Source organism: Parasedimentitalea nitratireducens (assembly GCF_057444295.1).
On record NZ_JBYAXC010000008.1, the window covers coordinates 94,689 to 108,848 of the forward strand.

Consider the following 14,160-nt stretch of genomic DNA (forward strand, 5'->3'; position numbering starts at 1 on the left):
AAATACCGGTGGTGACCCGCGACAGGTCACCAGAGAGCAAGGTCATTTCGGGAGGGAAATCCATGATTACATTGAACCGCCGCAAGGCACTGGCATTGATGGGCGGCACGGTTGCCGCTGCTGGCCTGTCGACACCAGCCCTGTCGCAGGGTCGCAAGATCACCGTTGGCGCGCTGCGCTTTACTAGCCATTCCGCCAGCTTTATCGCGCTGCAGCGTGATTATTTCAAAGAGGCCGGATTGGATGTTGAGCTGAAGTTCTTTCAGGCGGCAACTCCGATGGCGGTGGCCATTGCCTCGGGCGACGTGGACTATGCCGTGACTGCGATGTCCGGCGGCTTGGTATCACTGGCCGATAAGGGCGCGATCAAGATCATCGGTGGTGCACTGTCCGAAGAAGAGGGCATCGACGGGCAGAAATACCTGGTGTCGGACGCTGCGTTCCAAGCGGGTGCAACCAGCCCGGCGATGCTGGATGGCAAGACCTATGGCATTTCCAGCGCCGGGTCGTCGTTCCACTATATGGGTGCCAAGTTAGCTCAGAGGGAAGGCATTTCGCTGAAGTTCAAGCCGTTGCAAAAGGTTGGGGCCATCATCGGCGCGCTGAAGTCTGGCCAGATTGATGCATGGTCGATTGTGCCGCATATCGCCAAGCCGCTGGCAGGATCAGGCAAGGTACATATCATCGGCAATGTGTCGGACGTTATCCGGAACTATCAGGTTACCACTGTGTTCACCTCGGCCAAGAACGCGGCGGATGAACGGGGCATGACCGGTGATTTCCTGGCTGGCTTCTCCAAGGGTGTGGCCGACTATAACACCACCATGATCGACCGCGCCCACGGTGACGACGGCGTGAACGAGATGGTCGATCTGATCCATCAATATGTCTATGCCGACCGCCCACGCGAAAAGGCCGCCAAGTCGATCATCAACGGCACTATGCGGTTGAACGAGGGTGCGGCGATGAACAAAGCTTCGCTGCAAGATCAGCTAAGCTGGTTCCAGTCCGAGGGTCTGGTGGGTGGCGACATCACGCTGGATACAGTGGTCGACGACAGCTACGTCAAAACACTGGGCTAATGCCTCTTTGGGACGGGGCGATGAAAACCGCCCTGTCCCTGTCCTGTTTCCAAGAAAAATAGTTGGGCCTAACCCATGGACATTCGCCTCTCAGGCGTCAGCCATTTCTATGACCAGACCGAGGTCCTGCGTGACATCTCACTTGAGATCCCATCTGGCAAAATCGTCTGCATCGTCGGGCCTTCGGGCTGCGGCAAGTCCACTTTACTGCGATTGATTGGCGGGCTGGAACGGCCCAGCGCGGGCGAGATCCTGCAGGTTGGCACCCCACCCGCAGACTGCGTGAACCCGCTGACCTATGTATTTCAGGATTTTGCCCTGCTGCCGTGGCGCACGGTGCGCGGGAATATCTCGCTGGTGCTAGAGGACCACGGCATTCGCGGTGCGGCAGCGGATGAGATCATCCATGGCGTGCTGGCCCGCACCAAGCTGAGCGATTTTGCCGATGCTCTGCCAAAACAGCTATCCGGTGGTATGAAACAGCGGGTGGCCATCGCCCGCGCCTTGGCAGTGAACCCGGCGGTGATGCTGATGGACGAGCCCCTGTCGGCGCTGGACAGCCAGACGCGCGAGCTGTTGATGGACGATCTGGTGAACCTGTGGACCCGCACGCCGTTTACCGCCGTTTACGTGACCCACAATCTAGCCGAGGCGGTGCGGCTGGGCCATTCCATTGTTGTAATGTCCCGCCGTCCCGGTGAGATCCGCGAGATTGTGCATCTGGACCAACCGCTGGAGAAGCGCGGATTGGGCAATGCCGAGATGGAAGAAAAGCAGAAATACCTGTGGCAGCTGATGCGCGAAGAGGCGCAAGCAGCGGATGCGGAGCTAATCCATGTCTGACCAAGTCAACACCGGCCAAATTCGCAACGTTCCGTTTCGTGGCGGCGGCTTTGCGCCCACCGCGCGCCGAGGGGTGGGCCTTGTGGTCTTTGTCTTACTGATCGCTCTGGCCGAAATGGGGACTCGTCAGGGATGGATCTCTCCTCTGACCCTGCCAAAACCCTCAGATGTGCTGAAAACCTTTGGCGAGCTCTACAGCAGTGGCATGCTGTGGAAGCACTTGAGTGTATCGCTGTCGCGACTGATCGTTGGCGCGGCACTAGGGGCCAGCGTCGGTATTGCTGTCGGGGTGATGATCGGGCTGTTCTCCTATGTCCGCGCCGGATTGGTGCCCCTCGTGGCCGCCCTATTCCCAATCCCCAAGATCGCCCTGCTGCCGCTGTTCGTGATCTGGTTTGGCATTGATGAGGGGTCAAAATACGCGCTGATCGCCTTTGGCACCTTTACCCCCACCGTTGTCGCCACCTATGGCGCGGTGGACAATGTAGACCGCAATCTGATCCGCATGGGGCAAAGCTTTAACCTTGGCTGGTGGTCGATTGTGCGCAAGATCGTACTGCCTGGCGCCATGCCTGGTATCCTGTCCGGGCTACGGATCAGTCTAGCGATTGCCATCATCTTGCTGGTCGCCGCCGAAATGCTGGGCGCGGAATATGGTATTGGTGCCTATATCCTCGAAGCCGGGTCTCTGTATGACTTAGAGCGGCTATTTGCCGGGGTTGCCATTCTGTCGATCCTTGGCGTGAGCTTGAGCGCCTGTATCGGAATAATCGAACGTCGCCTGCTGCGCTGGCGTGTATAATTCAATTCACATCCCACAAGGAGCCTTTCATGGCCTGGATCCAAACCATCCCCTATGACGACGCCGACGGTAAATTGAAGATGCTGTATGACCGGGTCAAAGGCCCCGACAACAATGTCGACAACATTATGATGATGCATTCGCTTCGCCCTCATTCCATGGAGGGGCACATGGCGATCTACAAATATGTGCTGCATCACACTGGTAACACGGTTCCCAAGTGGTTTCTGGAAACGCTAGGCGTGTGGGTCAGTCGCTTGAACGACTGCGACTATTGCGTTGAACACCATTTTTCTGGATTGAAACGCCTGCTGCAGGACGATGAAAAAGCCGATGCGATCCGCGCTGCGATCGAGGCCCGCAACACCTCAGCCGCCCCACTGGATGAAGGACAGCGCCTGGCAATGGACTATGCCCGTCTGCTAACGCGGGATCCCGGCGGCATGACCCAAGAGATCATCCTTCAGCTGCGCGCAACCGGCTATACCGATGGTGAGATCCTTGAGATCAACCAAGTGACGGCCTACTTCAACTACGCCAACCGCACGGTGCTGGGCCTGGGCTGTTCGACCAAGGGCGACATTCTGGGGCTTTCGCCCAACAAATCTGATAACCCTGACGATTGGAGCCACACCTAAGTCGTCTCCAAAAAAAGCCCCGGCGGTTACGCCGGGCTGCGCCTGTAATCACGGGTTTCGAGGTAAGGTACTACTCGGCCACCGTCAAAATCTCTTCCAATGGCTTCTTCATCTTGGCCACCTTGGGCACTTTGGCATCCGCCGAGGGATGGCCAACCGCCACGATCATAATTGGTTTTTCTGAAGCCGGACGTCCCAACATATCATTCAGAAAACGCATCGGGTTTGGGGTATGGGTCAGCGTGACCAGCCCGGCCTGATGCAGCGCAGTCAGCAAGAACCCCGAGGCAATGCCAACGCTTTCGGGTACATAGTAGTTCTTGAATCGCTCGCCATCATCAAAGTGCCCCCACCGCTGGGCAAAGACCACAATCAACCACGGCGCTTCGTCCAGATGCGGTTTTTCATAATTGGTGCCAATCGGCTCTAGCGCTCTTAGCCACTCATCCCCTGCCCCACCGTCATAGAACTTTCGTTCTTCTTCTTCGGCTGCCAAGCGGATGCAATGTTTGAAGTCGGGGTCCGAGATCGCCACAAAATGCCAAGGCTGGTGATTGGCCCCCGAGGGCGCAGTGCCGGCCGCGCGGATACACTCTTCGATTACCCTGCGCGGCACAGGCCGGTCTGCATAGTCGCGAACCGTGTGGCGACGTTTTATGTTGTCGTAAAATGCCAAAGCTGACCCTAACATCTCTTCGTCGCTCATTTCCATGCGATCTGGCAGATCCACGGCTTGGTATTCGATGTGTTCCTTCGAAAACACCGGTGCTCTCCCTGCTTCTTGTTATTTTGGCCTTCATTTAATGATACAATTACGACCTAGCTTTGATCATTCCTCATTAATGAGGAACTTTGACGCCACCCCCGATATCATGAGAAGATCGTTGGCAAGGCATCACGCGGGCCCAGCGCGGAATGCCCGAGGATGGGTTGGAGCCAACAATGATCGTTGACGAAAAATTAGAGTCACCTCTGCCACCAGCGCAGTTCGAGGCCGAAGCCGTGGTGCAGCTCACCAGTGCGATTGGAACACCAGACTATGTCAACTCGGCTCTCGACTTTGCCCAGCCGATAACCGGGGCAAGCTTCATATCGCTGTTTTGCCAAGGTGACAGGGATACCCCCTTACTGGTTGGTACCACCAGTGTGCTGGATCAACGCCGGGCCGAGCGCGCTGCTAAAGGCTATAAGCGTCATATCAAAGAAGACCGGAATGCATCATATTTGGCCGGGAGTGCGGGCAATGGTGATTTTCTTACTATTCAGCACGCCGAGGGTATCAAGTCCTTCACTTACCGGAGAGACTGCTACGAGAAGCCGGGATTGTCCGCACGTATTTCCCTGATCAGGCGAACGCCCGCGTTTGGTCTATCCGTCAGCCTGTATTCAAGCGCTGAAGACGGTCCGTTTTCGTCCGAGGTACATGACAGTGCCACAAGCGCCTTAAGGCTGCTGCTTGCCACAACCGAACGCCATGTCGCGTTCTCACTAAAAGGGAACACCTGGCAGGGACAAGACGTGCAAACACGCCTGGCTGTCAACTTTCCGAACCTGACCCCGCGAGAGCGCGAGGTCGCTGCAATGACGATAAAGGGGCGCACTGCAGGTGAAATTGCTGAGATTTTAGGGTTAGCAGAAACGACTGTAATCACTCACCGCAAACAGGCCTATAAGCGGGTCAACGTGACCTCGTTACGTGAGCTGATTGCAAAGATTTGAGCAGCTAAACCCTTTAGCCTAACTTCCCAACTGCTGTTCAAATTCTTTCTGAATGCGCCGCAATTCTTCAATTGCGGCGCGAATATCGCTGCTGTCGATTACGTTCACTTCAACATGGTCGCCACTGCGGGACAGCCGCCTGCGCTGGAGCTGATCGCGGTGTTCGGAGGACCGAAATTCCAGTACTTTGAACACCTCAACTGGGCGGGTGAAACCTTTGGGGGTTAGCTCGCCCACCGGTTCGCAAGAAACATATTCTGAAACCAGATTACAGGTGCTATCCGAAATCAGGATCGACCCCGGCTCGGCCAAGCCTTCAAGCCGCGACGCAAGATTTACCGGTCTGCCCAACACCGTGTAATCCAGACGCTTTTCGGAACCAAAATTCCCAACTGTGCAATAGCCCGAGGTGATGCCCATTCGGACCAGCATCGGCTTGGGTACGCCCAGCTTTTTCCAGTGGCTTTGCAACTCTCCCACACGTTGCTGCATCAGCATTGCCATCTCGACCGCCTTCAACGCGTCTTCGACCTCGCCATCACTTTCTGGATCACCAAAGAACACCATCACGGCATCCCCGATGAACTTGTCAATTGTGCCACCGCACCGGATAGCGATTGCCGACATTTCGGACAGGTAGGAATTGATCACAGCTGTCAGGCGTTCAGGTTCAAGTGTTTCAGAAAGGTCGGTGAACTGTTCGATGTCTGAGAAGAAAATCGTTAGATTCTTGCGCTTTGTAGTGGCCCCACTCTCCTGTTTTCCCGAAAAAATGCTCTCGTAAATCTGTGGCGACAGGTATTTTGCCAATCGCGTGGCCAGATGTTCAAGCTGGGCGCTTTTTTCCTCGATGATTTCGCGGTCGCGGATCTTCTGCTCCAGCAGCTCTTCACGTTCGTGCCGCAGCTCCCATTCTTCAGTGCGATCTACAAACTGGCCCTGGATGCCATTCAGGTAACTAAAGCTGGGGTCTTCGGTTTTGGCGGACATCAAAGCGTAAACCCGATGATTGCCGTTATCAGAGATATGGATTTCGGGGATCCGCACCGCGCCGTGTTCGTGAATGCCAGATATCCAAGTGTCAATCTGAGCGCCAGGCACGCCCAACTGTTCCAACACATCCGGGAAATAGGCGTTCGACACGTTTCCCAGGATCGGGAAAAACTGCAGAAAATTATTGTTTACCTTGAGGATCTCAAAATCCTCATTGGCGAAATAGGCGGCGGTGATGGCGTTTCTGAAATTGAAGAAACTCAGATCAACGATGTTGTTCTGATTAAAGAGGTCCTCAACCTTCATGGCGATCTCCCGACGGTAAGCTAAGTTCCCTTTGGTGCTCGGCATGATCCAGTTTCCACTGTGCCCATTTTCCCGTGACAGCCCCCCATGTCGTCACACAATAGGGCGTTAGATAGGTCAGCATGACCTTCCATAATGGGGGAGAGGTTCCCGCGAAGAATTGATCTCCATGGTTTATCAACGTCAGAATGGAACCAACCACCAGCGCCGTTATCAGTGCCTTCTGGGGGGTTCCTTCACCAAATATCATATGTCTGATGGTTGGTGCGGTTTGGGTGTCGCCCTTGGATCTGGTGCTCAACTTGCCCCCCTAAATAATTGTCACTTATCAAAACACTCGGCTCACACACACTAACGGATTGAGAGTGCAGGTTCTTATATAGCTTAATGCCTTAATCCCAAAATGCTTGAACAAAATTCAGAAGGCCCCTGCTGCGCGGCGGGAGACGGAGTGTTTTGCGACTCACCTTGCCCCCGCCCTTTCAGATCTCATCAAGCAGCGATCATGTGCCCCTTAAAAATCCCGCAAAAGGAGAAAAGACGCAATTCATCCACACCTTTAACCGGAAGCTCGTGCGTTTTTTTGGCTTAAGTGGTAACTTTTTCGAACCAGATAAGGTTTTCTTAGGAGGCGGCGCCTAGCGGTGGTTCGGATTACGCACCCGAGAAGGAAGACACTTACGATGCCCGCTGCACTCTATCGCTTATCAACCCGTATTTATGCTGTGATTGCGCTTGCGCTGACCATTGTGTCGCTGCTGACTTTTTTCCTGCTGTCCCGGGCGGTCGATAATGCCTATTCGATGCGTGAACTAGAGCTTCACAACCAATCCGACACGGCGATCAGTCTGCTGGCTGCGCTGGAGGAGCGGGTTAAATCTGGTGAACTAACCCTCGAAGAAGCACAACAGTCCGGACGCGATCAACTAAACTCTTTGCGGTTTGGAACTGCCGGATATTTTTTCGTCAACAATCTCGACAACATCGTGCAAGCCCATCCGTTTAGGCCACAATGGGAAGGGACCGACCAGTCAGGTCTTGAAGACATCAACGGGCTCAAGATTTTTAAGGAAATGCATAAAGTTGCCACCGGACCAACCGGATCGGGACCAGTGCGGTATTGGTTTCAAAAACCCGACGCGGATGAACCTGAGTTGAAAATCGGCTATGTACAGATTTACAAGCCCTGGGGTTGGATTGTAGGCACCGGGTCCTATGTGTCTGATATTGAGTCCAGTTTGAGCTGGATGCGCCAAGCCGCATTTGCAACATTGGCGGTTTGTTTGGTTTTGTTAGCCGGGGCAGGCTTTATGATTGCCCGTAGCATTACTGGCCCAATGGCCGCATTGCAGACCCGCATGCAAGGCATGGCGGATGGCGAGGTGGACACTGACGTTCCCGCCACTGAAGATCGCAGCGAAGTTGGTGAAATGGCACAAACCGTCGAGGTGTTTCGTCAATCCTTGCTGAAACAGCAGGAAATGGAACAAGGCCAAGTTGCCCGTGATGAAGAGCGCCGTGGCGTGGTCGAAACACTGAGCCAGCAGTTGTCGTTGCTATCCGGTGGTGATCTTACCGTTCAGATCAAAAAGAAGTTCCCTGCTGATTACGAGAAGCTGCGTCAGGACTTTAACAAGTCGCTTGAGACGCTGAATGGCACTGTTGTTCAGGTCATTGAGGCCTCGGAGAGCATTCGCAACGGCGCATCTGAAATCAGCCAGGCCTCGGATGATCTGTCTCACCGGACCGAAAGTCAGGCGGCAACATTGGAAGAAACCGCAGCTGCGCTGGAAGAAATGACGGCCAGCGTCCGTTCGGCAGCCGAAGGTGCGCGCAGTGTCGAAGGCCTGATGGATGAGGCCAAGAGCGAAGCGCAAAGCAGTGGAACTGTGGTTCAGAATGCAGTTGAAGCCATGCATGAGATCGAAACGTCGTCTAATCACATTTCGCAGATCATCGGTGTGATTGACGATATCGCATTCCAGACCAACTTGCTGGCGCTGAATGCCGGTGTTGAAGCCGCACGTGCCGGCGAAGCTGGCCGGGGATTTGCCGTTGTGGCCTCTGAAGTGCGTGCTCTCGCACAACGGTCTTCGGACGCAGCCACGGAAATCAAGACACTGATCAGCGACTCGTCTCAGCATGTTGAGCGCGGTGTGGATCTGGTGGGCAAAGCCGGTGGCGCGCTGCAAAGCATTGTACAGAAGGTCACTGACATTTCTCAGCAGGTTTCGGGAATTGCCGAAGGCGCCAGCGAGCAATCAACTGGACTGAACGAAATCAACACCGGCATGAGCCAGCTGGATCAAGTGACGCAGCAGAACGCAGCGATGGTGGAACAGGCAACTGCCGCCGGGCACCTGCTGAACACCGATGCCACCAAACTGTCCGGGCTGGTCTCTCACTTTACGATCACTGGCGGCGGCAACAACACAGCCTTTGCATCCGCACCAGTGTCTGCCCCCACGGCTCCGACGTCGCATGGCTTGGATAACGAGTGGGAGGTCGAAGCCGTCCCTATGCCAACCGCAGCCTCCAAAGGCTCCGCTGCCAAGGACCTGTGGCAGGATTTTTGATCCGCCCCTTATTTATCGTCTGAAAAACCTCGACCACAACTAAAACAAAGCTCTCTTTTGCCTATGCAATGGGGGGCTTTTCTACAAATTCCCCTAGGCGCGGCAATATGTTCAGGCAAATATGGCCACTGGCAATTGAACGTCGGGGCAGCTTGTTCTACATGAGGCCCATAACATAAACCGTAAGAGTCGGACTCCATGACTCTCTTATGGCAATATGGGATCCTCCAGAGTGCAGTTGCGCTGCGCCAAATAACCACGCTTCCAAGATCGCTGAAAGGTTGTGAACTATGGCAGACAAATCAAACCCCGACGTATTGTATACCATCGTAGACGAAGCTCCTGAGTTGGCCAGTGCCTCGCTGCTGCCCATCATCCGCAAGTTTGCAGGGGCCGCTGGTGTAGACGTCGGGACCAAGGACATTTCCCTAGCAGCCCGTATTCTGTCGGCTTTCCCCGATAGCCTGACAGAAGAGCAGCGCCAGTCAAACGACTTGGCTGAACTTGGCACGCTGGTAAAAACACCAGAAGCCAACGTCATCAAGCTGCCAAACATCTCGGCTTCGGTTCCACAGTTGGTTGCCGCGATCACTGAATTGCAGTCACAGGGCTACGCCCTGCCCGACTACCCAGAAGAGCCATCGTCAGACGACGAAAACGCTGTTCGTGCCGGTTACGATGCCATCAAAGGTTCAGCTGTGAATCCGGTCCTGCGTGAAGGCAACTCGGACCGTCGTTCTGCCAAGGCTGTGAAAAACTACGCCCAGAACAACCCACATTCGATGGGCAAATGGGCTAGCGACAGCAAGACCAAAGTGTCGTCGATGCCGGGCAACGATTTCTACGCAAACGAGAAGTCCGCGACCATTACAGCTGCTCAGGCTGGCGACGCAAAAATTGAATTCGTTGCCAAGGATGGCTCTATCACTGCGCTAAAAGACAGCTGGCCACTGGAAGAAGGCACCGTTGCTGACGCGACATTCATGTCCGCCAAAGCACTGGCATCCTTCTTGGCTGGTGCGATTGAGGACACCAAGGCCGACGGCACCATGTTCTCGCTGCACATGAAAGCCACCATGATGAAGGTCTCGGACCCGATCATCTTTGGCCACGCGGTAAAGGCATGGCTGGCGCCAGTGTTCGACAAGTTCGGTGCTGAACTGGACGCACTGGGTGTAAATGCAAACTCGGGCATGGGTGACCTGCTGGACCGTGTTGCAGGCAACGCCGACATCATGGCCGCAATCGAAGCTGTAAACGCCGACCGCCCTGGTATGTACATGGTCGACAGCGACAAAGGCATCACCAACCTGCACGTTCCATCTGATGTGATCATCGACGCTTCTATGCCTGCTGTGATCCGCGCTGGCGGTAAAGGCTGGGATGGCGAAGGCAAAAAGGGCGACACCAACTGTGTTATCCCGGATCGTTGCTATGCAACCATCTATGATGAATCCATCAACTTCTTCAAAGCCAATGGCGCCATGGATGTAACCACTGTAGGCTCCGTCGCCAACGTTGGCCTGATGGCGCAAAAAGCCGAAGAGTACGGCTCGCACCCAACCACGTTTGAAGCCCCTGCCGACGGTGTGATCCGTGTGGTTCTGGCGAATGGCGACACGCTGCACAGCCACGACGTTGAGGCAGGCGACATCTGGCGCTCCTGCACCGCCAAGAAAGCTCCGATCCTGAACTGGATCGAGCTGGCAATGGACCGTCAGCGCCTGACAGGCTCCGAGGCGATCTTCTGGCTGGACGCAAACCGCGCCCACGATGCTCAGCTGATCGAGTATGTGAAACCTGTTCTGGACGCCGCCGGCGTTGCTGACAAGTTCCAGATCATGGCCCCGCGTGAGGCAACAGCTCAATCGCTGAAGACCATCACCGCTGGTAACGATAGTATCGCTATCTCGGGCAACGTGCTGCGGGACTATCTGACCGACCTGTTCCCAATTCTGGAACTGGGCACTTCGGCCAAGATGTTGTCGATCGTGAAACTGATGAACGGTGGCGGCTTGTTCGAAACCGGTGCTGGCGGCTCTGCCCCTAAGCACGTTCAGCAGTTGGTTGAAGAAAACCACCTGCGCTGGGACTCGATGGGTGAATTCTGCGCGCTGGGTGAAAGCCTGAACTTTTTGTCTGACAGCCAGGGCAACGCCAAAGCTGGTGTACTGGGTGTAGCCGCCGAGGCCGCGACACAGGGCATTCTGGACAACAACCGCTCGCCATCGCGCAAGGTTGGTGAGCCTGACAACCGCGACAGCCACTATTGGTTTGCCCGCTACTGGGCCGAGGCCCTGGCAGCACAATCGGATGATTCTGAACTGGCAGCTCACTTTGCGCCTATCGCAGCAGATCTGGCCGCCAAAGAAGAGCAGATCACAGGTGAACTGGCCGCCGCGCAAGGCAAGCCTGCCGATTTGGGAGGCTACTTCCACACCGATCCGGCTAAAACTGCTGCCGTAATGCGCCCAAGCGCTGCGCTGAACGCCATCATCGGCTAAGATCGATACGTTAAAAAAATGAGAGAAGGCGTCCGAAACCGGGCGCCTTTTTTCTTGGCAACAGACCTCTACCAACAACTATTGGTAACATACCAGACGTCACGCCAGGACCACTCTCCCTATAGGGTGAGTCGGTCAATGCGTCCAATTTTCAATTAATCCAACGTCCAATTTCCACTCCACAACTAATTGATTGCAATCTATAATTGAAAAATTCTCCATCAAGTTACACACCTTTAACGGCCTCGCAACATAATAAGCGCAACCTAACAGCAGGCCATTTGTTCGTTCGGCCCTGTAAATAGTAACACCTGTTAAAAGAGAGATCCGCTATTATGACCAGCCTATTCTCACTGTGGAACAATCTCCGACTGAGTAAAAAGTTACCACTCCTGATTGCGCTACCCACCATCATGCTGACCGTCGCGTCAGGTGCAATGTACACTTGGCAGGCTCATATGGCCCTTACTGCAGATCGAGAAGCTGCGTTTAATACCCTGCTGTCTGAGCGCCGCCATGCATTGAAAGATTGGCTGGGGCGGGTGGAAACTGAAACCCGTGCCCTAGCTGCAAGCAAAAGCATTGAAACAGCCTTGCGTGAATTTGATTCCGCTTGGCAAGAATTAGGGGATGCGCCGGGTGAACACCTGCGAAATGCCTATATTTTTGACAATCCCAACCCTTTGGGTGAAAAAGACGAGCTTCATAAGGCGACAGATCAATCGCAATGGTCCAATCTTCATCAAGAATATCACCAGGGGTTTCAAACGTTCCAACGTGAACTGGAATATTATGATCTATTTCTGCTGAACCCGCAGGGTGATCTGGTCTACTCTGTCTTTAAAGAAGATGACTTTGCAACCAATTTCCAATCTGGTCCCTACAGTACGTCGGGGTTGGGAGAGGCCTTTCGCGAGGCTCGATCGTTATCTGAAGGCGGTGTCCATCTGACTTCGATGGCGGCATATGCACCCAGCCATGGGGCGCCTGCCATGTTCATTTCCACTCCGGTCATCCGCAGTGGCGAACTGCTGGGTGTGTTTGTTCTTCAAATCCCGATTGATCACATGTCTGAGGTGTTGTCCCAATCCAGCATTTTGGGCGAAACAGGCTTGGTTTATCTGGTACGTGAAGACGGTGCTGCCTTAACTGCATCACCTCATCCTGACGGCCACAAAATACTGGATCCTTTGCCCAATTTGGTGCAAATTTCTGAATCCTTTCTCGAAGGGCACCATTCCTTGACCCAGGTTGAAGGGGTGTCTGGGGGCCTGGTTGAAGCTGAATCCATTCCTTTTACATTCAAAGGGAAAACTTGGGGCATCGTTCTGGAAATCGACAGCGCAGAAGCGCTTGCCACTGAAACCGCAATGCTCCGTACTTCTGTGATCCAGGTTCTCGTAGTCTCAATGATCGTTGCCCTTTTATCTTGGTTCGCCGCGCGCGGAGTCTCCCGCCGTGTTGCATCCCTTGCAAACAGCGTAGAAAACATTGCACAAAAGGACTATGACCGGCCCGTTGCAGACGCAGACGCTGGGGATGAGTTTGGGACTATTGCCCGCACGCTTGAAGGCTTCAAAACTGAACTGAAAGCTGCATCACTTGCGCAAGAACAAATAGCAATTCAGCAAGAGCAACAGCGCGATGTAGTGGAGCAACTAAGCGGTGGTCTGCTCAACTTGGCCAACGGCGACTTCTCAAAACCTTTGGCTGAACCATTTCCTGCTGACCATGAACAATTGCGCAGCGATTTCAACAGCACTTTGAATACGCTCAGCTCTACCATCTTCGAAGTGGTCAACTCGGCAGAAAGTATCCGTAGTGGGGCAACTGAAATCAGCCAAGCCTCGGATGATCTGTCGCAACGCACTGAAAGTCAGGCGGCCACCCTGGAGCAGACTGCAGCTGCGTTGGAGGAAATGACTGTTAGCGTCAAATCCGCTTCGGAAGGGGCGCAAAGTGTTGAGATCATTGTTAAGGAGGCCAAGATCGAGGCCGAGGAAAGTGACAAGGTTGTCCAACACGCGGTTTCGGCCATGACCGAGATCGAAGAATCTGCCAACCACATCAGCCAGATCATCGGTGTGATTGACGACATCGCCTTCCAGACCAATCTGTTGGCGTTGAATGCCGGGGTTGAAGCTGCCCGTGCAGGTGAAGCGGGTCGTGGATTTGCGGTTGTGGCCTCCGAAGTGCGCGCCTTGGCGCAGCGTTCGTCAGATGCGGCGATGGAGATCAAGACGCTGATCAGCGACAGTTCCAAGCAAGTGGAGCAAGGTGTTGATCTGGTTGGCAAGGCGGGCGAGGCGCTCAACAGCATCGTCAACCGTGTGGGCCATATCTCGCAGTTGGTGTCGGAAATCGCGGTAGGCGCTTCTGAACAATCCACCGGCCTGGGTGAAATCAACATTGGTGTGACCCAGCTGGACCAAGTGACCCAGCAGAATGCCGCCATGGTGGAAGAGGCCACTGCAGCCAGCCACTTGTTGAACACCGATGCTGGAAAACTGTCGGAACTGGTTTCCCACTTCAACATCGGCGGTCCTTCGGGCCGGGCATCTTCACCCAATACTGCAGTGGTGACAACTGCACCCTCAGCACACGGTTCAGACTGGGATCCGGAGTTCGATGCCGAGCCCCCGCGCCGTGTCGCGAACGAGGGTCGCGGCGAGGTTTGGCAGGATTTTTGAACGGCCC

General features: G+C 54.6%; 11 protein-coding genes. 8 read left to right on the plus strand and 3 right to left on the minus strand.

Annotated elements, in window-relative coordinates; all coding sequences use genetic code 11:
- The first annotated feature begins 62 nt into the window (after positions 1-62).
- From AC2T28_RS19270 to AC2T28_RS19285, 4 genes are all read left to right on the plus strand, one after another.
- Positions 63-1,082: an ABC transporter substrate-binding protein gene (locus AC2T28_RS19270; RefSeq protein WP_486750275.1), complete on the plus strand. Its 1,020-nt coding sequence runs from the start codon at positions 63-65 to the stop codon at positions 1,080-1,082.
- 75 nt (positions 1,083-1,157) lie between these two features.
- On the plus strand, positions 1,158-1,925 hold the full coding sequence (locus tag AC2T28_RS19275) for an ABC transporter ATP-binding protein (protein ID WP_486750276.1): 768 nt from the start codon (positions 1,158-1,160) through the stop codon (positions 1,923-1,925).
- On the plus strand, positions 1,918-2,727 hold the full coding sequence (locus tag AC2T28_RS19280; protein ID WP_486750277.1) for an ABC transporter permease: 810 nt from the start codon (positions 1,918-1,920) through the stop codon (positions 2,725-2,727). The genes AC2T28_RS19275 and AC2T28_RS19280 overlap by 8 nt, the downstream gene beginning before the upstream one ends.
- 29 nt (positions 2,728-2,756) lie before the next feature.
- A complete protein-coding gene (locus tag AC2T28_RS19285) occupies positions 2,757-3,365 on the plus strand; it encodes a carboxymuconolactone decarboxylase family protein (RefSeq protein WP_486750278.1) in 609 nt (202 codons plus the stop codon).
- A gap of 70 nt (positions 3,366-3,435) precedes the next feature.
- On the opposite strand, the gene AC2T28_RS19290 is transcribed toward AC2T28_RS19285, so the two are convergent.
- Complete coding sequence (locus tag AC2T28_RS19290; RefSeq protein WP_486750279.1) at positions 3,436-4,128, minus strand: nitroreductase family protein; 693 nt, start codon at positions 4,126-4,128, stop codon at positions 3,436-3,438.
- Positions 4,129-4,307: 179 nt separating this feature from the next.
- Here AC2T28_RS19290 and AC2T28_RS19295 point away from each other — a divergent pair, with 179 nt between their 5' ends.
- Positions 4,308-5,084: a helix-turn-helix transcriptional regulator gene (locus AC2T28_RS19295; RefSeq protein ID WP_486750280.1), complete on the plus strand. Its 777-nt coding sequence runs from the start codon at positions 4,308-4,310 to the stop codon at positions 5,082-5,084.
- An 18-nt stretch (positions 5,085-5,102) separates the two neighbouring features.
- On the opposite strand, the gene AC2T28_RS19300 is transcribed toward AC2T28_RS19295, so the two are convergent.
- Together AC2T28_RS19300 and nrtS are read right to left on the minus strand one after the other, a co-directional pair.
- The gene (locus AC2T28_RS19300; protein ID WP_486750281.1) at positions 5,103-6,383 is read right to left on the minus strand and encodes an adenylate/guanylate cyclase domain-containing protein; all 1,281 of its coding nucleotides are present in this window, start codon (positions 6,381-6,383) and stop codon (positions 5,103-5,105) included.
- The gene (gene nrtS, locus AC2T28_RS19305; protein ID WP_486750312.1) at positions 6,373-6,633 is read right to left on the minus strand and encodes a nitrate/nitrite transporter NrtS; all 261 of its coding nucleotides are present in this window, start codon (positions 6,631-6,633) and stop codon (positions 6,373-6,375) included. Before nrtS ends, AC2T28_RS19300 begins: the two co-directional genes overlap by 11 nt.
- A gap of 433 nt (positions 6,634-7,066) precedes the next feature.
- On the opposite strand from nrtS, the gene AC2T28_RS19310 reads away from it, so the two are divergent.
- The 3 genes from AC2T28_RS19310 to AC2T28_RS19320 all read left to right on the plus strand — a co-directional run bounded on the left by AC2T28_RS19310 (position 7,067) and on the right by AC2T28_RS19320 (position 14,153).
- Positions 7,067-8,959: a methyl-accepting chemotaxis protein gene (locus AC2T28_RS19310; protein ID WP_486750282.1), complete on the plus strand. Its 1,893-nt coding sequence runs from the start codon at positions 7,067-7,069 to the stop codon at positions 8,957-8,959.
- Between the two features lie 290 nt (positions 8,960-9,249).
- On the plus strand, positions 9,250-11,463 hold the full coding sequence (locus AC2T28_RS19315; RefSeq protein ID WP_486750283.1) for an NADP-dependent isocitrate dehydrogenase: 2,214 nt from the start codon (positions 9,250-9,252) through the stop codon (positions 11,461-11,463).
- Between the two features lie 335 nt (positions 11,464-11,798).
- Positions 11,799-14,153, plus strand: coding sequence for a methyl-accepting chemotaxis protein (locus AC2T28_RS19320; protein ID WP_486750284.1), 2,355 nt, complete (start codon positions 11,799-11,801; stop codon positions 14,151-14,153).
- Positions 14,154-14,160 lie beyond the last annotated feature (7 nt).